We start from the raw sequence: 21,324 nt of genomic DNA, 5'->3' as shown, positions 1-21,324 counted from the left end.
CCGCGAAGGCTACGTAGGATCGCGGCATGACTCCTGAGCGGCGCGCAGATGTGCGGATACTGTATGGCGATCCCGCACTGGGCACCCGACGGCTGTACCGTCAGGCCCTGGTCAGCGCCGGTTATACGCATCTGCGCGAATTCGAGAGCCTGGAGGGATTCGCCGACCTGCTGCACGTGGCCCAGCCCGACCTGGTTTTCATGGACGTGGAAATGCCGGGCGGCGATGCCATCGCGCTGACCAGCAACCTGCGGCACGGCCGATTGGGCGTGAATCCCTATCTTCCGATCATCATGACGACCTGGGAGCCGCAGCAATCGCTGGTTCGGCGCATCATCGATTCCGGCGCCGACGACCTGTTGGTCAAGCCGTTGTCGACCCGGGCATTGCTCGACCGGGTGGAAGCCGTCGGCCTGAATCGCAAGCCTTTTGTCGTGACCTCCGACTATATCGGTCCGGATCGCCGGCGCAGCGATGCGCGCGGAGGCAGCGCGATCCAGCTTATCCATGTGCCCAATCCGATGCGGTACAAATTAACCGGCAATCCGCTCGACCCGCATGGACTGCAGCACGAGATCATGGTGGCGAACGAGGAAATCAACCGCCAGCGCCTGCGGGCCTCGGCCTTCCGCATAGCCTTCGTCGCCGAACAGATCGTGCCGGTCTATAAATCCGGGCTCACGCCGGATGACGGTACGCTGGCCATGCTGAACGACCTGATCACCTCAACCGAGGATATTCAGCGCCGCGTGGCGAATACCGAACTGGGCCATGTCGGCCAGATCTGCGACCGGCTCCTGCAGGCGGCACGCCAGATCGCCGAACCGGGTGCCAGCTTCGTCTATACGGCGGATTGGCAGAAGCCGCTCGATCTGCTCAAGACCCTTGGCGAGGCCGTACTCGCCTTTTTCAATCCCGATCGCGATGCGGCAGCCCTGGCTGGCGAGGTGGCCGATGCGATCGACCGGTACCGTGCCCGCAAGGCCGCGCAGCAGGCGGGCCAGTTGCCGGCCTAGGTCAGCGAAGCATTTCGTCCGGCCGCAGCACGAACCCCGCCATCAACCTGTCGACCGGCGCGAAATCGTCGGTAAGCACCGGCACCCCGGCGGCGGCGATACGCGCATCGAGATCTTCGGCGGGCCAGCGCAGCCAGGTGCGGCGGAAAGGCTCGGTGGCGCGCAGCACCATGCTTTCGCTCGCCTCGCGCAGGCCCAGCACGACGAAAGTGACACGGCCGCCGCGCCGGCGGCTTTCATCATCCAGCCAGACTTCCACGGCGGGAAAATCGCGCTGCATGGTCTTTACCAGCGCAAAGGTGAAGCGTGGGTTCTCGCTCTGGTCGATCACGTTGATCGCATAAGCCCCGGCCGCTGCCAGCCGGCGCAACACCAACTGATGGAATTCGCGCGTCACCAGATGCGGTGGAATCGCATAGTCGTGAAAGGCGTCACCCAGGATCAGGTCGAATCGCTGCGCGGCGGGCAGGATATCCAGTGTGCGGCGGGCATCGGCATGCCGGATGTCCAGGGCCGGCGCGGCGGGATCGAGCCACATGGCCTTGGCCGCCATGGCGGTGACGGCCGGGTCGATCTCCGCCACGGTCAGCGTCGCCTCGGGGAAGCGCGCTGCCCAGGCGCGCGGCAGGGTGAAGGCGCCGCCGCCGATGAAATAGGCTTGCGGCGGCCGGCCCTGTAACAGGCGTTCGGTGCGCAGGGCGACGAAATGCAGGTAGGGGCTGTACAGCAGGCCGGGATCGTCGCGGTCGTTGATGCTGTGCGCCAGGTGGTCGAGCACCATCGCCGCTGAAGCGCGGCCGCTCTGCGGCGCGAAATCGACGATGCGGATGCAGTAGTAATCGCTTTCCTGCTCGCACGGCGCAGCGAACCCGGGTATCTGCGCTAGGCCAAAGCCGCCCGCCGTCGCCAGCGCGATCAGGGGCAGGGCCAGCTTCGCCTTGGTGCCGGCCCAGAACAGGATGGCGAAAACCAGATACAGCACGGCGACGGCCAGCAATGTGCCGGTCGAGCCGATCCATGAAATGAATATATACCCGGCGCTGAGTGTGCCCAGGATGCTGCCGGCCGCGCCCAGCGCGAACATACGGCCGATGATCGGTCCCTGCTGCTGGGGAGCATCGTCGATGGCCAGTTTGGTCAATACCGGCGACACGATGCCGACGAACAGGCTGGGCAGCAGGAAAACACCGGCCGCCAGAAGCGTGATGAGCAGCAATGGCGGGGTGTCGCCGCCGAGCAACGCGGCCAGCCCTTTCAGCAGCGGCGCAGCGCCGCCGGCAGTCAGGCCCGACAGCAGCAGGGCCAGCGCGATGCTGCGCAGGGCGGTCGCGTGGGCCACCTGCGGAGCTGCCAGCCGGCCGCCGATCCAGTGGCCCACCGACAGGCCGGCCAGCACCACGGCGATCACAGCCGTCCAGGTATAGAGCGACATGCCGACATAGGGCGCCAGCATGCGCCCGGCGACGATCTCGACGACCAGCGCGGCTGCGGAAGTCAGGAAAAGGGTAAGGCCATAGGCGGCCTGTCGTGTCGGGGTCACGCCGCCAGTCTAGTTGATCGGCATGCCCGCGGCGATGGCCTTGGCCAGATCGGCCTCGTGCTGGCGCGCATAAGCCGGGAATTCGCCCCTCTCGTAGGCCTTCTCGGCGACATAGCGGAACATTGCCAGGAAGGTCGGCGGCGGCAGCAGGCCGCGCATGCGGGCCGAGGCGGCATCCCTCACCGAGGCATTCCCCGCTACCGGCGGCAGGAAGAACAGCGTCGGCGTGGTGGTCACGCCCCATTTGCGGGCCATGTCCTTCTCGGGCAGGGTCTTGCCGTCCAGATCGGTGACCTCGCGGGCGCCGAACAGGTTGAGCTGGATCACCTCGAAATGCTTGCGGATATAGCCGCTGATCACCGGGCTGGCCAGGTGCTTTTCATGCATCTCGGCGCAATAGATGCAGCCGCGCTGCTCAAAGCTCAGCACCACGCGTTTGCCCTTGGCGGCGGCATCCTCGATATCCTGCTTGAGGTCGAGGAAGCTTTCCAGCCACCAGTCCTGCACATGCAGGCCGTCGTCGTTCAGCCTGGCCGCACGCGCCGGGCCGGGCAGCAAGAGGCCGGCAGCGAGGGCGGAACGGAGCAGGGTGCGGCGCGACAGCATGATGGCGGCCTCCGGGTCACGGGCGCAGGTGGATCCAGCCGCGCAGGCTGCGCTCGACGATCTCGGGCAGGCCGTTGGGGACGACCGCTACGTCGGGCAGGAGGTCGGCGTCGGACTTCTTCAATGTATCCAATGTAGCGCCGCAAGCGAGGAATTCGACCTCCAAATCCTGCAGGGCGGCGATGCGCGGCGCGGCCGGGCTCTGGTCTTTCAGCACGGCGACGATCCCCGGCCCGTAGGCCACGACCGCCAGCTTCACCTGGCTGGCATCATAATACTTCTGGATGTTGACGATGTTGCTGATCACCGCGTTGATCCGCTTGGGATCGTCCTCCGCCAGGCTGAGCACGATCTTGCGTGGATTGTCGATGCTGGGCGCCGGATCGGCGAATTTCTGCGCCTGCGCCAGGGCGATGCCGGGCAGTAGGGCCAGGCCTGCCAGCAGGACCCCACGTCTGGACACGGGAAGCGGCATGCTCAGTCGCCGGTTTTCTGTGTCGGCGTCACGCCCAGCCGCGCGGCCAGATCGCTGGTGATCTTGGGCGGCTCGGTACGGCAGTTGGTCATGCATGTGTCGGGTTTCACATCCGGCCGCGGGTCGCCGCTGGCGATGAAGCCGTCGCGGTTCGGCAGCTTTACCTGGCGCAGGGCGGTCGCGTCCATATCCTTGTCGGCCGGCCACAGGTCGGCCTGGTTCAGCAGCCAGGCCACGATGGAATAGACCTCATCCGGCGACAGGCTTTGCGGAGCGCCGAATGGCATGGCGCGGCGGATATAGTCGAACAGGCCCGGGCCATGCGGCCAGTAGCTGTCGATGGTCTTGCGCGGATCTTCCGATTTCAGCGTGCCCTTGCCGCCGATCAGTTCCGGATAACGCCCGGCGCCCTCGCCGAATTCGCCGTGGCAGGCGGCGCATTGCGCCATGTACAGTTCCTCGCCGGCCGCCACCGTGCCCTTGCCGGGCGGCAGATTGGCGCCGTCGGGGCCGCGCACGTCGATGTCCCAGCCGGCAATCTGTTCCTTGCTGACCGGTTGGCCAAAGCCATAGCGTTTGGTCGGGGCTTTGTCCTGGGCGAGCGCGGGCAGGGCGAGACCGCAGGCAAGGGCCAGGGCGAGCAGTTTAAGCGATTTGGACATTCTGCACCTCGCCATTGGGCAGCACGCGCCAGGTATGGATCGAATTCTTGTGGTAGATCGAGTTCAGGCCGCGCACCTTGCGCAGGGCCTCGATGGTCGGCTGCACATAGCCGCTGTCGTCAGCGGCGCGGCTCTGCAGCAGCATCGGGCGGCCATCCCATTGCAGGGGCAGGCGAAAGCGCGTCAGGCTCTTTGACAAGACCGGGGATTGCAACTCGGCGGTTTTCCAGTTCATGCCGCCATCGATGCTGATGTCCACCTTCTTGATCTTGCCATAGCCCGACCAGGCGATGCCGCGGATCTCGTAGAAGCCCTTGCCGAATTTCATCGGCTTTTCCGGGCAGGGCGAGGTGATCACCGAATTGGCTTCCTGCACGAAGGTGAATTGCCGGGCTTTTCCATCGGGCATCAGGTCGGTGTATTTCGAGGTTTCTTCCCGGTGATGCCAGGGCTGGTCGCCCACCTTGATGCGCCGCAGCCATTTGACATTGACGTTGCCTTCCCAGCCCGGCACCAGCAGGCGCAGCGGATAGCCGTTTTCCGGCCGGATGCGCTCACCGTTCTGCGAATAGGCCACGATGATGTCATCCATCGCCTTGTCCAGCGGGATGCTGCGGGTCATGGCGGCGGCGTCGGCGCCTTCGGCCAGCAGCCATTTCGCCGCCTTCTGAACGCCCACTTCGGCCAGCAGGGTGGACAGCTTCACGCCGGTCCACTCGCAGCAATGGACCATGCCGTGGCTGAACTGCACGCCGGCCATCTGTGCACCTTTCCACTCCATGCCGCCATTGGCCGGGCATTCCAGGAAGTGGATGCGGCTGACGGAGGGAAAGCGCATCAACTCGTCCATGGTGAAGATCAGCGGCCGGTCCACCAGGCCATGGATCATCAGGCGATGCTGTTCGGGATCAATCTCGGGCACGCCGCCATGGTGGCGTTCAAAGCACAGGCCGTTCGGGGTGATGATGCCGTCCAGTTCATGGATCGGGGTGAAATTGATCGAGGATTCTTCGGTCGCCGTCAGCCAGGGCACGTTGCGGCGGATCACGTTCTTTTCGAACGGGGAGGGTTTGCCGTAGGGATTGGCGGTGACGCCCGGGCCAAGCGATTTCATCCATTCCGGCACGTTAGGCGGCAGGTTATCGTCGCCGGCTGCCATCGCCTCGCCCACGCCGGCCCCGGCCAGCAGGGTGAAACCGCTGGCGGCCGCCGATTTTTTCAGGAAGTTGCGTCGTGAAGGTTTGTCTTTCGTCTCGGTCATGATCGTTTCCTCCTCCGGGGTCCGGTCAGCCGGCGATGCCGCGCTGATCGGCGCCGACGACTTTCACGCTGCGGTTTTCTTCGATCTTCACCGTCTTTTGCGTGGCGATGTATTTGCCGACCAGATCGTAGATCGGTGGGCCTTCGGTGCCCTCGTTGATCGAGGCCCAGCCGGCCACGGTGTAGCTTCTTGCCGGATCGATCGGCTGGCCGGTGCGCAGCAGCGTCATGTTCGAAATGCGCTGACCGATCGGCTTGGCCACGTCGATGGTGTAGGCCAGGCCGCCGACGCGCACCATGTCGCCGCCCTGCTGGTAATACGGATCTGGGTTGAACAGGTTGTCGGCCACATCCTCCAGCACGGTCTTGAGGAATTCGCCGGTCATCTGATTGCGGTAGACATTGGGGTAGGTGATCGCGGTCTGCGAATAGAGGACGTCGCCGGTGATGTCCTGGCCGGGCAGCAGCGTGGCGCCCCAGCGGAAGCCGGGCGAAAGCGCGATTTCCGCGTCGCGCTCGGCCAGCATGGCCTGGCAGATCAGGTCGTCGAAGGTGCCGTTGAAGTTGCCGCGGCGATACAGCAGCGAGTCGGCCCGGCCATGCACCTTGTCGAGCACTGTCCGGTGCGGCGCGCGAATCTCGTCCACCAGTTTCGCCATTGCCGGATCGGGCGTGATGGCGTCCGAGAAAACGGGGATCAGGCGGAAACGGTAATCCGTGACGCGCTTGTCCTTCACCTGCAGGTCCAGGCGGGCCAGGAATTTGCCGTGGCTGCCCGGCGCAATCAGCAGGGTGTTGCCCACCTTCACCGGTGCGGGGATGGCATCATGGGTATGGCCGGTGAGGATCACGTCGATCCCCTTCACGCGCCCGGCCAGTTTGCGGTCGACATCGAAGCCGTTGTGGCTCAGCAGCACAACAAGGTCGGCACCCTTGGCGCGGGCGGACTCCACATGCTCCTGCACCTTTTCTTCCTCGATGCCGAACGACCATTCCGGGATCATGTAGCGGGGATTGGCGATCGGGGTGTAGGGGAAGGCCTGGCCGATCACGGCGATCTTCACGCCGCCGCGTTCGAACATCTTGATCGCGTCGAATACGGCGTCACCGAAACTGTTGTCCTTCACGTTGCCGCACAGGAATGGGATTTTCATTCCCTCGGCCAGCTCCTTGACGCGTTCGGCGCCATAGGTGAATTCCCAGTGTGCCGTCATGGCATCAACGCCCAGGGCTTCCATCACCTTCACCATGTCGGCGCCCTTGGTCGCCAGCGAGGTGTAGCTGCCCTGCCAGGTGTCGCCGCCATCGAGCAGCAGCGTGTTGTTCGGGCGTTCGGCGCGGATTGCCTTCACCAGCGCGGCGATGTGCGCCAAGCCGCCCAGTTTTCCATAGTCTTTCGCCAACTGTACAAAATCGGGATAGGCCAGCGCATGGGCTTCCGGCGTGCCGGCCTTGATGCCGTATTGCTTGAGCAGATGCTGGCCCACCAGATGCGGCGGCAGGCCAAGCGCCTCGCCGACGCCGATATTGACGCTGGGTTCGCGGAAATGCAGCGGCACGATCTGGGCATGGATGTCGGTGAAATGCAGCAGCGTAACCTGCCCGAGCGGCTGGAAGCGCAGCAGATCGGACTGCGTGATCTTCTGTGCGGCGGCTGCGGCGCCGACGCGTAATCCCCCGCCGAGAATGACGGCGGCTGCGGCGGAAGCCTGAAGAATGTCGCGGCGGCTCAGCATGGGGCACTCGCTTGTCGTTTCAGTAACTGCATTTTCAGCAGTATTTTTATGTAAAAAATACGCAAACGGCCACTCCGAAAAAGGAGTGGCCGGGCTTCAGCGGCGGACGCTAGGCGCTTCGGACTTCAGCCCGTTGCCGCGCCAGGCGACGTAAAGTTCAAGATTGGTGTATTCGTCGGAGCCGCGCGGATAGGGCAGGGCGCGGACTTCCTCGTTGCAGCCTTCGAAACGGCGATGCAGCGAACCGAAAGACTGCCATTTCAGGCGATAGGTCGGATAGCCGTTCGACTGTCCCTGGCTCAGGTTCTCCACGCCGATATTCATGCCGGCATTGTTTTCGTGGCACTGGGCACAGGCGATATCCATCTGGCCGCGGCGCGTGTAGTAGAATTTCTTGCCTTCCTCGAAGAAGGGCGCGGCGGGTCCATCCACCTTCACGCTGATCGGCAGTCCACGCGACTGGTATTCAACATAGGCGGTCAAGCCCAGCAGCGGTTTGGAGTCCCAGCGCAGTTCGGCCGCCTTCATGTTTTCGGTACGGCACAAGTTGATCCGGTGTTCCAGGCTGGCCAGCTTGCCGCGCTTGGGCTCGAATTTCGGATAGGTGACGGCGACGCCCTTCATGGTCTTCGCCGCATCCTGATGGCAGGAGGCGCAGGACTTGCCGGCGGCGCCTTCCACCTTGCTCCATTCCGTCTCGCCGTCCTGCACGGCCAGCATGCCGGGATTTTCGAAGTCGTCATCCTGCATCGCCTGGGTTTCCGGCGACGCGAAGACATAGCCCGACATCTTCTCGCCAACCATGAAATCCTTGTATTTCGGATTGGCGCGATACTGGGCCAGTGGATCGCCGCTGTCGGCAGCGGCCGATTTCGACCTGTCGCCATCGCAGGCCGCCAGGCTGCCGATCAGGGCTAGCGAAGCGGCAGTGGCGAATAATGTGCGATGCAGGCGGGGCATCTGCGCCACCTCAGGTCACGGTGATGGCTTGCGTCGCCTTGTAGACGCTGCCGTCATCGTCGGTCCAGGTGAAGTCCAGGTTGCCGCTGGCCGTGCATTTGAGGAAGAACGACAGATACGGATTGGCTGAAATGGCCGGCTCCAGCTTGGCCTCGAAAACCTGTTTGCCGTTATAGGCAACGGTCATCTTGTTGATGATCTTGCGGGGGATGGTCTTGCCCTGCGAGTCCTTGCGCTGGCCCGATTCCATCGGGTGCGAAATCAGGGTCTTGATCTCGATCACTTCGTCTTTCTTCGCGGTCTGCGGAACGCGGATGCGCGGCTTGATGTCTTCAGCCATGGGTCGATCCTTTCCTGTGTCTGGTGTCTGCGTGCCGCTGCTTCAGCCGCCGCAGCCGCCGATGGTGACCTTGACCTCTCGGGCCGCGGTCCAGGCGCTGCCATCGCTCATCAGGGCGACGGCGATCACGTTCTGCGTTTCCGCCATGCGCATGCGGAACTGCACCTCCGCCTTGCCGTTCGCCGGCGTCAGCATAAAGCTGGCCACGCCCGGCTGCGGATTCTTGTCGGAGACCACATGGATTTCCTTGACGTAGTCCTTGTCGGTCATCGGACTGTCGACCGCGATGGTAACCGGCACGGTGTTGCCGTTCTCGGCGATTTCCTGTGTCTTGATCTGAACCTTGCCAGCCTTCGGCTCGGCCTTCACAAGATCGCTCAGCAATTTCTTGGCGCTTTCCGGCGTTGCTTCGGCGCTCAGCGGCACCAGCGTGATCGCCACGGTGCCGGCACCCAGCGCGGCGACGGCCTGTCGGCGGCTGAGGCCGCGGCGGGACAGGGCTTCAAAGGTTGCGGTCATGTCGGACACTCCTGTTTCAAATCCGGCGTCACTTCAGCGTCGAAAGATAGGCGACCAGGTCTTCCACCTGTTCGGCGCTCAGCATCGGTTTGCCTTCGGCATTTTTTGCCACGCGGTGCAGGCCGCTCACGCGGTAGTAAGCCGGCATGATGGTCTCTTCGTTCAGCAGCTTGGGGTTCACGATGCGCATGCGAATCTCGGCGGGGGTCAGCCGGCCGCCCACTTCGGTCAGGTCTGGCCCCACATTGCCGATGCGGAAGGCCACCTCGGGGATCGGCAGCTTGTGGCAGATCACGCAATTGCCCTGGCCGCTGGTGACCGCCCATTGCCGGCCCTTGGCGGGGTCGCCCGGTTTGCCGGTGAGGGATTGCTCGATCGCGTAATCCTTGACCGAATAGGGGACCAGGTTGGCATCGCGGATCTCTTGGGCCTGGACCGAAGCGGCCGCAAAAAGGGCGGCGCCGGCAATCATGCCGGTGGCGAGGCGGAAATCTGCAGGGCGCATTCGGCGCATCCTTCCTCCCGTGGTCTCTGACGGCCCTCGGCCGGTCAGGTCAGCTTCTGGGCTGCGTGTTGATGTGTCCATAGCAAAGTCTTTTCACACTTGGCAAGTGGTATTATTGTGCGGGTCTTTCAGCCGCAGTTTCCTGGCATTTTTCGCTTTTCCAGCGACTCTGACAGAAGGGCCTCAACCTTGGGATAAAAGAAATCGGCCCCCGGATACCCTATAAGTCGGCCGGATTCCTGCCCGCACAGCATCAGGACAAAGGTCGGCGTGTAGCGGATGCCGAGCTTGGGCAGGTCGGCTGGCCATGGGCGATCCAGGTCGACCCGGCGTAACGGCGCCATCTGCCCTTCGGTGGATTTTCCATAGCCGGGCCCGATTTCCCGGTGCCATGACCGGCACCAGGCACAGTCCTCGCGCTCGAACATGACCAGTTCCACGGTCTGCGCGCGTGGAGAGGCAGTGGCCATTAAAGAGACCATTATAACACAAATAAATTGTGCAAGAATGTAAAATCGCATAGCCTGACGTTATTTCAGGCCCGGCACGCAATCAATAGCTGGGCCAGCCAAGGGGAGGAACTGATGCCGTTTCGTCACAGTCTTGTCTGGGGCCTGGCCCTGATCCTGTCCCTCTCCGGCTTCGCCGTCGCCCGGGCTGAGCCGGTGCGTCTGGTCCATGAAGGGCGTGGTCTTGATGGCGAGCTGAAACTGGCCGCAGGCAAGACGCCGCGTGACGGCATCATGGTGCTGGTGCATGGCACGTTGGCGCATAACCGAATGGAGATCATGCAGGCCCTGCAGGAAACCCTGGCCGAGCGCGGGGTTTCCACCATGGCGGTGACGCTGTCGCTCGGGCTGTCAGACCGCAAGGGCATGTATGACTGTGCGGTGCCGCATCGCCACAGCAATGCGCAGGCGGTGGCCGAGATCGCAGCCTGGATCGACTGGGCCGGCAAGGCGGGCGCGGGCAGGATCGGCCTGCTGGGGCATTCGCGCGGCGGCGCGCAGGTGGCTTATTACGCCGCACAGAAGGGCGATGCCCTGCCATCCGCGCTGCAGAAAATCGTGCTGGCGGCCCCCGTCACCTTCGACCGTGCGGCGGCGCCGGCCGAGTACAGGGCGCGCTTCGGCGGCGATTTCAATGCGGTCGCCGCAAGGGCCGAGGCACTGGCCTCTGCCGGGAAAGGCGACGAGTTGCTGACCGGCACCGATTTCATGTACTGCCCGAAAACCAGCGTCGCGGCAGCCACGTTCCTTGACTATCACGATGGCGACGGGCGCAACGACACACCCAGCCTGCTGTCGCGCATCCGGCGGCCCGTGCTGCTGGCGATCGCCGGCGGCGACGAAGTTGTGAAGGATCTGCCGCAGAAACTGCAGGCGGCCCCGCGTGCGGAGAGGATCCGCACCATCACGGTGGATGGCGCGGATCATTTCTTCAAGGACCTCTACGGCGAGGATCTCGCCGATGCGATTGCCAAATTCTGGGCCGAGTAGCCGCTATTTGACTCCCAGCATGGCCTGCATGCCGGTGGCGTCCATCACTTGATGGCCACCCTCCCAGATCATGCGCAGCGCGACATAGGCGATGATCAGCAGGCCGACATAGGCGATCCAGTGATAGCGATCGAGCAGACGGGCGATGAATTTGGACGCCACCGCCATCAGCGCGATCGACAGCACGAGGCCGAAGCCGAGAATGTAGGGATGGTCACGTGCTGCGCCGGCAACGGCCAGCACATTATCAAGCGACATCGAAAGATCGGCGATGATGATCTGGGTCACCGCCTCGCGCTGCGTCTTGGGCGCCGGTTTGCCGGTGTCGCCATCGCCCGCGCCGCCCTCGCCCTTGGCCTGGGCGCGCAGCTCGCGCCACATCTTCCACGCCACCCATAGCAGCAGGATGCCGCCCGCGAGGGTCAGGCCAATGATCTGCAGCAGCTGCACCGCGATACCGGCAAACAGGATGCGAAGAACGGTGGCGGCCAGGATGCCGTAGACGATGATCTTGTTGCGCTGGTTCGCCGGCAGGCCGGCCACCGCCAGACCGATCACGATGGCATTGTCACCCGACAGGATGACGTCGATCATGATCACCTGGAGGAATGCACTGATATGGGACGCGGTGATCGTATAGCCGAGGAGGGTGATATCCATCGAACTGCCTTGTATTGTGCCACAGGAAGGGCCGAAAACCGCCGCACTCTAGGGTAAAGCGCGCCTGGGCTCAAATATCGGCCCGGCAATCCGGTGGCGGCCTATTAAATATCCATGTCGGCGGGCAGGGCGCCTTGGCGCGGGCAACATGCTTTGTTACCTATGTCGCCCCTGTTTCTGCAGCCTGCCGACATGACCGAAACCGCCGCGCTGTTCACTCTTGTTCCAGCCCGCTCGCCCCTGCTGATCGATGTGCCGCATGCCGGCCTTGGTCTCAGTCCAGGCCTGTCCGGTCGCCTGACCGAGTCGGCCCGGCGCCTCGCCGATACCGACTGGCATGTGGAAAAGCTTTACGCCTTCGCCGCGGAACTCGGCGCCGGGCTGATGGTGGCGACCCACTCGCGCTATGTGGTCGATCTCAATCGCGACCCGGAGGGCCGCGCGCTTTATCCCGGTGCCGACAATACCGAACTCTGCCCAACCCGGGGTTTCGATGGCGAGTCGCTGTATCGGGATGGCGCCCAGCCCGATGCCGTTGAAATCGCAGCGCGTGCCGACACCTACTGGCATCCTTATCACCAGCGCCTGGCGGCCGAGTTGCAGGCCATCCGCGCCCGCCATGGCTATGCCATCCTGCTGGATGGCCACAGCATCGCCGCAGAGGTGCCGCGGTTTTTCGCCGGCCGCCTGCCCGACCTGAATCTCGGCACCAACGATGGCGCCAGTTGCGCTCCCGATCTGGCCCATCAGGCCTATGCTATACTCAGCGCGGCCAAAGGTTTCAGCCATGTCCATAACGGCCGGTTCAAGGGCGGCTACATCACCCGTCGCTATGGCCGGCCCGGCGAGGGAGTCCACGCCCTTCAGCTCGAGATCGCGCGTGACTGCTACATGGACGAATCGCGGCTGGAGCATTGGGATGCCGCCGCCGCCGCGCCGCTTGTCGCGGTTCTGCGGCGGCTGGTGGAAGCCTTGCTGCGCTGGCGGCCGGCCAACGGGAGCTGAGACGGCAGGGGCGGGGAAGGGCAGCGCATGAACGAACCGCCGCATGAGGATCGTGTCGAACCTGCCGGGACGCCAGCGGGCAACGGCTCTCGGTTTCCCGTTACGCGCTGGTTCGCGCTGTTCCTGCTGCTGGGTGCCCCGCAGCTCGTGATCGTGCTGCTGGCGCGGCTGGGCGGCGCGATCACGTCGGCCTCTGCCTGGCTGATGGGCGCAGCGCTGCTGGCGGTGTCGGCATTGTTCGCGGCCTGGCACACCCATGCCGCCTGGCGCGTGCTGCGTCGTACCGACGAGATACTCGGCGGCGAGCCGCGCAAGAGCGGCGAATGGGACGCGCTCACCATGATCGGCGAACTCGGCGCCACGGTGGAGCGGCTGCGCCAGACCCTGCTGGACGAGCAGGGCCAGGTGGTTCTGCACAGCACCACCTCGGATGCCATCCTAAACGCGCTGCCAGATCCCGTTCTGCTGCTGGATGGCGGCCGCAACATCGCCCGCGCCAATTTCGCCGCCCGCAAATTCTTCGGCAACGACATCATCGGCAACGACCTTGCGGTGGCGATGCGCCACCCGGCCGTGCTGGATGCCGCCGATACGGTGCTGCGCGGCGAAAACGGCATGGCGGCCGCCGATTTTACCCTGCCGGTGCCGGATGGCCGCAGCTTCAGCCTGCGCGTGGTGGCCCTGCCGGCCAGCCGCGAGGGATCGGCGGCGGTGCTGGCGCTGCATGACCTGACGGCCTTGCGCAAGGCGGAAAAGATGCGCGCCGATTTCGTCGCCAATGCCAGCCACGAGCTGCGCACGCCACTGGCCTCGCTGGTCGGTTTCATCGAAACCCTGCTGGGGCCTGCCCGCGACGACGAGCAGGCGCGCATCCGGTTTCTCGGCATCATGCGCGACCAGGCCGCGCGCATGTCGCGGCTGATCCAGGATCTGCTGTCGCTGTCGCAGATCGAGATGCGCGAGCATGACCGGCCTTCGGAGGCCATTGCGCTGGCGCCGCTGCTGCGCGATGTGGCCGCCGCCCTGGAACCGCAGGCCAAGGCCAGGCAGATGCCGATCCGGCTCGAACTGGACGACGGCCTGCCGCCGGTGCGCGGTGCCCGCGACGAACTGCAGCAGGTGTTCCAGAACCTGATCGACAACGCGATCAAGTATGGCCGGCCGGAAACCGCGGTCGAGGTTTCCCTGCGGCCGGTGGGAGACGACTGGCTGGAGGTGGGGGTGCGCGACCATGGCGAGGGCATCGACCGCGAGCACCTGCCGCGTCTGACCGAACGGTTCTATCGAGTCGATTCCGCCCGCAGCCGCGATCTGGGCGGCACCGGCCTGGGCCTGGCGATCGTGAAGCACATCATCAACCGCCATCGCGGCCGGCTTGTCATCGAATCCGAACCCGGCAAAGGCAGCAGGTTCTGCGTAAGATTGCCATTTGTTCGCGTTTAGCTGCAGGATGAGCGCTGCGCCCGTCTAGCTGCGTCATATAACTGCAACATTAATGCAATATCCATGTCACCCGGTCGGCATAGGTCTTTGCGCCGACCGGACGAGGTGGGCGGGGCGTCCCGATGATGACCCCCTTCGTCCCTGCCGGTTGATCCCGGGCGCTGTCCGCGCCCATGGCAAACACGAGAGGGAAACCGTGACCAAGAAAGCTCTTCTCCTTGCGGGCCTGGCGGCGATGGCGTCGCTGGCGCTCGTCGAACCGGCCGCCGCCCAGCAGGCCCGCGACCAGATCCGCATCGTCGGCTCCTCGACGGTCTATCCGTTCACCACCACCGTGGCCGAGCGCTTCTCCCAGTCGGGCGGCTTCAAGGCGCCGATCGTGGAAAGCACCGGCACCGGCGGCGGCATGAAGCTGTTCTGCGGCGGCGTCGGCACCCAGCATCCCGACCTGACCAACGCCTCGCGCGCCATGACCAAGGCCGAATTCGAGCAGTGCCAGGCCAACGGCGTGAAGGAAATCGTCGAGATTAAGGTCGGTTTCGACGGCCTTTCTGTTGCGATGAAAAAAGGTGCGCAGAAGGTCAACCTGAAGCGCGAGGAAATCTGGCTGGCGCTCGCAGCCCAGGTGCCGCAGGACGGCAAGCTGGTCGCCAACCCCTACAAGACCTGGAAGCAGATCAATGCCAGCCTGCCGGACTGGAAGATCGAAGTGATGGGTCCGCCTCCGACCTCGGGCACGCGCGACAGCTTCGTTGAACTGGTGATGGACCACGGCTGCAAGGCCTTCCCGGAGATCAAGGCGATCACCGACAAGAAGGCCCAAGGCGCGGCCTGCGCCAAGATCCGCGAGGACGGCGCCTTCATCGAAGCCGGCGAGAACGACAACCTGATCGTGCAGCGTCTGGCCTCGGGTCAGGTCGGCGTGATGGGCGTGTTCGGCTATTCCTTCCTTGAGGAAAACCTCGACAAGCTGCAGGGCGTCGCGGTGGATGGCGTCGAGCCGGATGCCGACACCATCTCGTCGGGTAAGTATCCGGTCTCGCGTCCGCTCTTCGTCTATGCCAAGAAGGCGCATATCGGCGTTGTACCGGGCATCAAGGAATTCATGGCCGAGTATGTCAGCGACCGCGCCATGGCGCAGGGCGGCTACCTGGAGAAGAAGGGCTTGGTCTCGATGCCGAAGGCGGAAATGGAAAAGGTCCGCTCGCAGGTGCTGAGCCTCACCAACCTGGCCATGTAAGCCATATGCCGGCGGCCGGCCTAAACCGGCCGCCGGATCTTTTTTTGAAGTACCGTTTCCTGATTTCACGCATTTGATGATCCCCGGGGAAGGCCGATGTCGCTGTCGCTGCTGTTTGTCGTGCTGCTCGGCCTGACTGTCGTCGGCTACTATTTCGGCAAGTCGCGCTCTCTCGCCCTGACTGGCGGCCAGATCCGCGGTTTGCATTCCCTGCCGATGTTCTACGGCTGGTATGTCGTGCTCTGGTGCGGGCTGCCCACTTTGCTGCTGTTCGGGGCCTGGATCGCGCTGGAGGACTGGGTCGTGCGCAGCATGGTGGTCGCCGAACTGCCCGAGGCGATCCGCAATCTGCCGGCCGACCGCCTGGGCCTTGTGATCACCGACATCCGCAACCTCGCCTATGGCAACATCCCGCTGGACAAGGCCGATCCGGCAATCCGGCCGGTGGTGGATCACTACATCTCCCTGCGCCAGACCGGCAACGCCGCCCTGTGGGTGATGGTCCTGTGCCTCGGCATCGCCGGCATCCTGTTCGGCCGCAGCCGCATCGCGCCGGATTTTCGCGCCCGCAACCGGGTCGAAAACACCGCCAATGTCCTGCTGATCATCAGTTCGACCATCGCCGTGATGACCACCATCGGCATCGTGCTGTCGCTGGTTTTCGAGGCGCTGCGCTTCTTCGCCTCGGTCAATCCGTTCGAATTCCTGTTCGGCCTCACCTGGTCGCCGCAGATGGCCATCCGCGCCGAACAGGTCGGCTCGTCCGGCGCCTTCGGTGCCGTGCCGCTTTTCGCCGGCACCCTGCTGATCGCGGCCATCGCCATGATCGTGGCCGTGCCGGTGGGCCTGATGGCTGCCGTCTACATGGCGGAATATGCCGGCCCCAAGGTGCGGGCCTGGGCCAAACCGGCGCTTGAGGTTCTGGCCGGCATTCCCACCGTGGTCTATGGCTTCTTCGCCGCGCTGACCGTTGCGCCGTTCATCCGCAACGCCGGCGAAAGCATCGGCCTGGAAGTCGCCTCGCAGTCGGCGCTGGCCGCCGGGCTCGTCATGGGCATCATGATCATCCCGTTCGTCTCCTCGCTGTCGGACGATGTGATCAATGCGGTGCCGCAAAGCCTGCGCGACGGTTCCTATGGCCTGGGCGCGACCCAGTCGGAAACCATCAAGCGGGTGATCCTGCCGGCCGCGCTGCCGGGCATCGCCGCCTCGGTGATCCTGGCCTTCAGCCGCGCGCTGGGCGAGACCATGATCGTGGTGATGGCCGCCGGCCTGGCGGCAAACCTGACGGCGAATCCTTTCTCGGCGGTGACGACCGTGACCGTGCATATCGCCTCCCTGCTGGTCGGCGACCAGGAATTCGACAGCCCGAAAACCCTGGCGGCCTTCGCGCTCGGCCTGGTGCTGTTCGTCGTAACGCTGAGCCTCAACATCGTTGCCCTGCGCATCGTCAAGAAATACCGGGAGCAGTATGACTGATATCCTCGCAGACAATATTGCTCCTCCTGCGCCGGTGCAGGCCGCGGGCATTCACATGAGCGAAGCAGCCTCTCGCCGGCTCAAGGCCCGTTATGCCGCCGAACGCCGCTTCAAGCTGTGGGGCATCGCCGCCATCCTGTTCTCCCTGCTGTCGCTGGTGGTCCTGCTGTTCACCATCCTGGGCAGCGGCTTCACGGCCTTCCGGCAGACCCATATCCGGCTTGAACTCGACCTGAAGGCCGAGCAGATCGCCCCGCCGGGCACCACCGATCCCCGCCAGATCATGCAGGGCAATTACGGCGCGCTCATCCTTGAGGCGCTTCAGCAGCGCTTCCCCGAGGTGCAGAGCCGCGGCGAGCGTCGGCGGCTGCAGGCCATGATCAGCGCCGGAGCCGAGTCGCAGATTGGCCGGATGGTGGTGCAAAACCCGGCCCTGATCGGCCAGAAGGTTTCGATGTGGCTGCCGACATCCTCCGATATCGACATGTTCGTGAAAAAGCAGGTCGATACCGATGCGCCGGAGGATGAACGCCGCGTCAAGGACAATCAGGTCGGCTGGATCAACGCCCTGAAGGCCAGCGGCGATCTTGAATTGCAGTTCAATACCCGCTTCTTCACCGGCGCCGACAGCCGCGAGCCCGAGCTGGTCGGCATCTGGGGCGGCGTGGTCGGTTCCTTCTATACCCTGCTGGTCACGTTGCTGGTGGCTTTCCCGCTCGGCATCATGGCCGCGATCTATCTGGAGGAATTCGCCCCCAAGAACCGTTGGACCGAGCTGATCGAGGTCAACATCAACAACCTCGCCGCGGTGCCGTCCATCGTCTATGGCCTGCTTGGCCTGGCAGTCTTCATCGGTTTCTTCGGCATGCCGCGCTCCGCGCCGATGGTCGGCGGCCTGGTGCTGGCGCTGATGAGCCTGCCGGTGATCATCATCGCGGCGCGCGCTGCCTTGCGCGCCGTGCCGCCCTCGATCCGGCATGGCGCGCTGGCGCTCGGCGCCTCGCCGCTGCAGGTGGTGCTGCACCACGTCCTGCCGCTGGCCATGCCGGGAATCCTCACCGGCACCATCATCGCCATGGCCCATGCCCTGGGCGAGACGGCGCCGCTGCTGATGATCGGCATGGTGGCCTTCATCGTCGACATCCCCGCCACGCCGGTCGATGCCGCCACGGTCCTGCCGGTGCAGATCTTCATGTGGGCGGACAGCCCCGAGCGCGGCTTCGTCGAGAAGACATCGGCGGCCATCATCGTTCTGCTGGTTTTTCTGCTGCTGATGAACCTGACCGCGATCCTGCTCCGCAAGAAGTTCGAGCGGCGCTGGTAGGAATGACCGGAAATCTTGCCTCCCCAGGATCAACAAGGATCTGTTATGCAGAACGCTAATCGTATCGATCCCCGCCAGTCGGAAATCGAGATCAAGATGTCGGCCCGCAATGTCGGGGTCTTCTATGGCGAGAAGCAGGCGCTGAAGAATGTCGATCTTGACATTCCCGCCCGTTCGGTTACCGCGCTGATCGGCCCGTCCGGATGCGGCAAGTCCACCTTCCTGCGCTGCCTCAACCGCATGAACGACACCATCCGCGGCTGCCGCGTGGAGGGCGACATCAGGCTGGACACCCTGGATGTCTACGATCCAAAGGTGGATGTCGTGCAACTGCGCGCCCGAGTCGGCATGGTGTTCCAGAAGCCGAATCCCTTTCCGAAAACGATCTACGAAAACATCGCCTACGGGCCACGCATCCACGGTCTGGCGGAAAACCAGGACCAGCTCGACCATATCGTCGAGACGTCGCTGAAGCAGGCCGGTCTGTGGAAGGAAGTGGGGGACCGGCTTAACGAATCGGGCACCGGCCTGTCCGGCGGCCAGCAGCAGCGCCTGTGCATCGCGCGCGCCATTGCGGTTTCGCCCGAGGTGATCCTGATGGACGAACCCTGCTCGGCGCTCGATCCGATCGCCACGGCGCATATCGAGGAGCTGATGGACGAGCTGCGCGAGCAGTATACGATCGTGATCGTCACCCACTCGATGCAGCAGGCGGCACGCGTGTCGCAGCAGACCGCCTTCTTCCATCTTGGCGAACTGGTCGAGACCGACGACACCAAGGTGATTTTCACCAAGCCCAAGGACGAGCGCACCCAAGGCTACATCACCGGGCGCTTCGGCTGAGCAGAGCGAGGACAGAATTATGCCGCAACACATCGTCCAGAAATACGACGAAGAGCTCAAGAAGCTCTCAACGTTGATCGTCCAGATGGGCGGTCTGGCCGAATCGCAGCTTGCCTCGGCCGTCGAGGCCATCGTCAAGCGCGACAGCGAACTGGCCGGCAAGGTTGTGAACAGCGACGTCAAGATTGACGCGTTGCGGAGCCAGGTTGACGATTTCGCCATCGAACTGCTCGCCCGTCGCCAGCCGATGGCGGCCGATCTGCGGGTTATCGTCGCCGCTTTGCGGATATCCTCGGAAATCGAGCGTATCGGCGACTACGCCAAGAACGTGGCCAAGCGGGCCGTGGCGCTGAACCAGGCGCCCCTGGTGCGGCCGGTGCATGCCATCCCGCGCATGGCGGCCCTGGTGCAGGCCCTGATCAAGGATACCCTGGACGCTTATATCACCGACGATGCCGTCAAGGCCGATGCGGTCTGGGCGCGGGATGAGGAGGTCGACGAGCTGTATACCAGCCTGTTCCGCGAATTGCTGACCTACATGATGGAAGACCCGCGCTCCATCACGCCCTGCACGCATCTTCTGTTCATTGCCAAAAACATCGAGCGCATCGGCGACCATGCCACCAATATCGCCGAACTGATCCACTACGCGGTTAAGGGTGAGGTGATGAAGGAGGATCGCCCCAAGGGCGACGACACCGCCTACGCCGTTGTCAATGCGCCGGGAGGGCAGCGATGAACGTGACGATCAAGCCGCGTGTGCTCGTCATCGAGGACGAGGCGGCCTTGCTGGCGCTGCTGCGCTACAATCTCGAGAAGGAAAACTACATTGTCGACGAGGCGATGGATGGCGAGCAGGCCCTGTTGAAGGTAGCCGAGCATATGCCCGACCTGATCCTGCTCGACTGGATGCTCCCCCGCCTGTCGGGCCTGGAGGTCTGCCGCCAACTGCGCCGCGATCCCAATGCCCGCAACGTGCCGATCATCATGCTGACGGCGCGCGGCGAGGAGGCCGATCGCGTGCGGGGCCTGGATGCCGGCGCCGACGACTACATCGCCAAGCCGTTCTCGCCCGGCGAATTGCTGGCCCGCATCCGTGCCGTGCTGCGTCGTATCCGTCCTGCCCTGGCCGAGGAGGTGCTGACCTATGGCGGTCTGGTGATGGATATCGCCACCCACAAGGTCACGCGCAACGGCCGCGACATCCATCTCGGCCCGACGGAGTTCCGTCTGTTGCGCTATTTCCTCGAGCATCCCGGCCGCGTGCTGTCGCGCGACCAACTGCTGGATGCGGTCTGGGGCCGCGATATCTATGTTGAACAGCGCACCGTGGATGTGCATATCCGCCGGCTGCGCAAGGCGCTGAACGCCAGCGGCGAGTCCGATGTGATCAGGACCGTCCGTTCCGCCGGTTATGCCCTGGAACTGACGCCGGCTGCCGCGATGGCCTGAGCGCCGGCGGCACAGCCAATAAAAAAAGCCCGGCAAGAGCCGGGCTTTTTTGTACCCTGCCGGCTCAGCGGCGCCCGGCGATCTGCTTCTTCATCGCGGCGAACAACGCATCGACCTTGCCGCCGTTGTTCTGGATCACCGATTCGAATTGCTGGCGCTGCGTGAAGGCCATCGAAACGCCTTCCACCACCACGTCAGTCAGTAGTGGCTTGCCGTCCTTTTCATGCGTCTTCCATTCCACGCGGATCGGCGGGCCATTGGGGCGGTTGATCTGTGACTCGACGATGGTCTCGTTCCCCACCGCGCGCGCATTGTCGCGCACCTCCAGCGTCTCGCCGTTATACTGCGACAGCAGTTGGGCATAGACCTTGACCAGGTAATCCTCGAACAGCTTGGCGTATTCCTGCTTCTGCGCATCATTCAGGCCGCGGCTGAAACGGCCCAGGCAGAAGCGGCCGACGGCCTCAAGGTCGAGATGCGTGGTCAGCAGTTTGCGCACCAGGGCCTCGCGTTTTTCCGTCGTCAGCGAACGGTCGCTCAGCGCCTGCAGGGTCTCGGTTCCGACCTGACGGATGAACTGGTCGGCCGGCATCGCCGCGGGAGCAGCCGGCGCCGGCAGAGTGGCAAGCCCCAGGATCAGGCCGATCGTTGCGACCAGGGTGGCGAAGGCACGGCGGGAAGAGGCGGGAGAGAAAAGCTGCAAGGACATGGGGTCTGCCTGGTGAATCGATTGGCCTGGAGTTTTTTTCTAAGCCATGGA

At 64.1% G+C, this 21,324-nt stretch carries 23 protein-coding genes; 10 read left to right on the top strand and 13 right to left on the bottom strand.

Translation table 11 applies throughout. The features are described 5' to 3' along the window. Window positions 1-26: 26 nt before the first annotated feature. A complete protein-coding gene (locus ACK4FK_RS00940; protein ID WP_409739845.1) occupies window positions 27-1,016 on the top strand; it encodes a PleD family two-component system response regulator in 990 nt (329 codons plus the stop codon). Between the two features lies 1 nt (window position 1,017). Here ACK4FK_RS00940 and ACK4FK_RS00935 read toward each other — a convergent pair whose 3' ends face one another. The 11 genes from ACK4FK_RS00935 to ACK4FK_RS00885 all read right to left on the bottom strand — a co-directional run bounded on the left by ACK4FK_RS00935 (window position 1,018) and on the right by ACK4FK_RS00885 (window position 10,047). Further along, window positions 1,018-2,556: a fused MFS/spermidine synthase gene (locus ACK4FK_RS00935; protein ID WP_409739842.1), complete on the bottom strand. Its 1,539-nt coding sequence runs from the start codon at window positions 2,554-2,556 to the stop codon at window positions 1,018-1,020. A 9-nt stretch (window positions 2,557-2,565) separates the two neighbouring features. Further along, entirely contained in the window at window positions 2,566-3,162 is a 597-nt protein-coding gene (locus tag ACK4FK_RS00930) for a thioredoxin family protein (protein ID WP_409739839.1), read from the bottom strand. A gap of 16 nt (window positions 3,163-3,178) precedes the next feature. Beyond that, window positions 3,179-3,637: a DsrE family protein gene (locus ACK4FK_RS00925; RefSeq protein WP_409739837.1), complete on the bottom strand. Its 459-nt coding sequence runs from the start codon at window positions 3,635-3,637 to the stop codon at window positions 3,179-3,181. Between the two features lie 2 nt (window positions 3,638-3,639). Continuing rightward, window positions 3,640-4,299, bottom strand: coding sequence for a c-type cytochrome (locus ACK4FK_RS00920; RefSeq protein WP_409739834.1), 660 nt, complete (start codon window positions 4,297-4,299; stop codon window positions 3,640-3,642). Beyond that, window positions 4,283-5,560, bottom strand: a complete 1,278-nt coding sequence (soxC, locus tag ACK4FK_RS00915; RefSeq protein ID WP_409739832.1) for a sulfite dehydrogenase — start codon at window positions 5,558-5,560, stop codon at window positions 4,283-4,285. Before soxC ends, ACK4FK_RS00920 begins: the two co-directional genes overlap by 17 nt. Window positions 5,561-5,585: 25 nt before the next feature. Beyond that, window positions 5,586-7,295 carry a thiosulfohydrolase SoxB gene (gene soxB, locus ACK4FK_RS00910; protein WP_409739829.1) on the bottom strand — a complete coding sequence of 570 codons (1,710 nt, stop codon included), beginning with the start codon at window positions 7,293-7,295 and terminating at the stop codon, window positions 5,586-5,588. 96 nt (window positions 7,296-7,391) lie between these two features. Then, window positions 7,392-8,255 carry a sulfur oxidation c-type cytochrome SoxA gene (gene soxA, locus ACK4FK_RS00905; RefSeq protein ID WP_409739826.1) on the bottom strand — a complete coding sequence of 288 codons (864 nt, stop codon included), beginning with the start codon at window positions 8,253-8,255 and terminating at the stop codon, window positions 7,392-7,394. 10 nt (window positions 8,256-8,265) lie between these two features. Further along, window positions 8,266-8,595, bottom strand: a complete 330-nt coding sequence (gene soxZ, locus ACK4FK_RS00900) for a thiosulfate oxidation carrier complex protein SoxZ (RefSeq protein WP_409739823.1) — start codon at window positions 8,593-8,595, stop codon at window positions 8,266-8,268. Between the two features lie 42 nt (window positions 8,596-8,637). Beyond that, window positions 8,638-9,114 carry a thiosulfate oxidation carrier protein SoxY gene (gene soxY / locus ACK4FK_RS00895; protein ID WP_409739820.1) on the bottom strand — a complete coding sequence of 159 codons (477 nt, stop codon included), beginning with the start codon at window positions 9,112-9,114 and terminating at the stop codon, window positions 8,638-8,640. A 28-nt stretch (window positions 9,115-9,142) separates the two neighbouring features. Beyond that, window positions 9,143-9,619, bottom strand: a complete 477-nt coding sequence (gene soxX, locus ACK4FK_RS00890; protein WP_409739817.1) for a sulfur oxidation c-type cytochrome SoxX — start codon at window positions 9,617-9,619, stop codon at window positions 9,143-9,145. 128 nt (window positions 9,620-9,747) lie between these two features. Further along, window positions 9,748-10,047 carry a thioredoxin family protein gene (locus ACK4FK_RS00885; RefSeq protein ID WP_409739815.1) on the bottom strand — a complete coding sequence of 100 codons (300 nt, stop codon included), beginning with the start codon at window positions 10,045-10,047 and terminating at the stop codon, window positions 9,748-9,750. A 156-nt stretch (window positions 10,048-10,203) separates the two neighbouring features. On the opposite strand from ACK4FK_RS00885, the gene ACK4FK_RS00880 reads away from it, so the two are divergent. Continuing rightward, window positions 10,204-11,118 (top strand): alpha/beta hydrolase, encoded by a 915-nt coding sequence (locus tag ACK4FK_RS00880; RefSeq protein ID WP_409739813.1) that lies wholly within the window; start codon window positions 10,204-10,206, stop codon window positions 11,116-11,118. Window positions 11,119-11,121: 3 nt separating this feature from the next. On the opposite strand, the gene ACK4FK_RS00875 is transcribed toward ACK4FK_RS00880, so the two are convergent. After that, complete coding sequence (locus ACK4FK_RS00875; protein ID WP_409739810.1) at window positions 11,122-11,778, bottom strand: TerC family protein; 657 nt, start codon at window positions 11,776-11,778, stop codon at window positions 11,122-11,124. Between the two features lie 162 nt (window positions 11,779-11,940). On the opposite strand from ACK4FK_RS00875, the gene hutG reads away from it, so the two are divergent. From hutG to phoB, 8 genes are all read left to right on the top strand, one after another. Continuing rightward, complete coding sequence (hutG, locus tag ACK4FK_RS00870; RefSeq protein WP_409739806.1) at window positions 11,941-12,783, top strand: N-formylglutamate deformylase; 843 nt, start codon at window positions 11,941-11,943, stop codon at window positions 12,781-12,783. Window positions 12,784-12,810: 27 nt separating this feature from the next. After that, window positions 12,811-14,226, top strand: coding sequence for an ATP-binding protein (locus tag ACK4FK_RS00865; RefSeq protein WP_409739803.1), 1,416 nt, complete (start codon window positions 12,811-12,813; stop codon window positions 14,224-14,226). Window positions 14,227-14,422: 196 nt separating this feature from the next. Next, complete coding sequence (locus tag ACK4FK_RS00860) at window positions 14,423-15,466, top strand: PstS family phosphate ABC transporter substrate-binding protein (RefSeq protein WP_409739800.1); 1,044 nt, start codon at window positions 14,423-14,425, stop codon at window positions 15,464-15,466. 96 nt (window positions 15,467-15,562) lie between these two features. Continuing rightward, window positions 15,563-16,945 carry a phosphate ABC transporter permease subunit PstC gene (gene pstC / locus ACK4FK_RS00855; protein WP_409739797.1) on the top strand — a complete coding sequence of 461 codons (1,383 nt, stop codon included), beginning with the start codon at window positions 15,563-15,565 and terminating at the stop codon, window positions 16,943-16,945. A gap of 55 nt (window positions 16,946-17,000) precedes the next feature. Next, on the top strand, window positions 17,001-18,269 hold the full coding sequence (gene pstA, locus ACK4FK_RS00850) for a phosphate ABC transporter permease PstA (protein WP_409739794.1): 1,269 nt from the start codon (window positions 17,001-17,003) through the stop codon (window positions 18,267-18,269). 96 nt (window positions 18,270-18,365) lie between these two features. Then, window positions 18,366-19,112 (top strand): phosphate ABC transporter ATP-binding protein PstB, encoded by a 747-nt coding sequence (gene pstB / locus ACK4FK_RS00845; RefSeq protein WP_409740634.1) that lies wholly within the window; start codon window positions 18,366-18,368, stop codon window positions 19,110-19,112. 19 nt (window positions 19,113-19,131) lie between these two features. Next, on the top strand, window positions 19,132-19,851 hold the full coding sequence (gene phoU, locus ACK4FK_RS00840; protein ID WP_409739792.1) for a phosphate signaling complex protein PhoU: 720 nt from the start codon (window positions 19,132-19,134) through the stop codon (window positions 19,849-19,851). Further along, window positions 19,848-20,564, top strand: a complete 717-nt coding sequence (gene phoB / locus ACK4FK_RS00835; protein ID WP_409739789.1) for a phosphate regulon transcriptional regulator PhoB — start codon at window positions 19,848-19,850, stop codon at window positions 20,562-20,564. Before phoU ends, phoB begins: the two co-directional genes overlap by 4 nt. A gap of 64 nt (window positions 20,565-20,628) precedes the next feature. On the opposite strand, the gene ACK4FK_RS00830 is transcribed toward phoB, so the two are convergent. Further along, window positions 20,629-21,273, bottom strand: coding sequence for a phospholipid-binding protein MlaC (locus ACK4FK_RS00830; RefSeq protein WP_409739786.1), 645 nt, complete (start codon window positions 21,271-21,273; stop codon window positions 20,629-20,631). Window positions 21,274-21,324 lie beyond the last annotated feature (51 nt).

Source organism: Ferrovibrio sp., from assembly GCF_046297895.1.
Taxonomy (GTDB): domain Bacteria; phylum Pseudomonadota; class Alphaproteobacteria; order Ferrovibrionales; family Ferrovibrionaceae; genus Ferrovibrio.
This window is presented reverse-complemented; position numbering and strand designations above follow the sequence as displayed.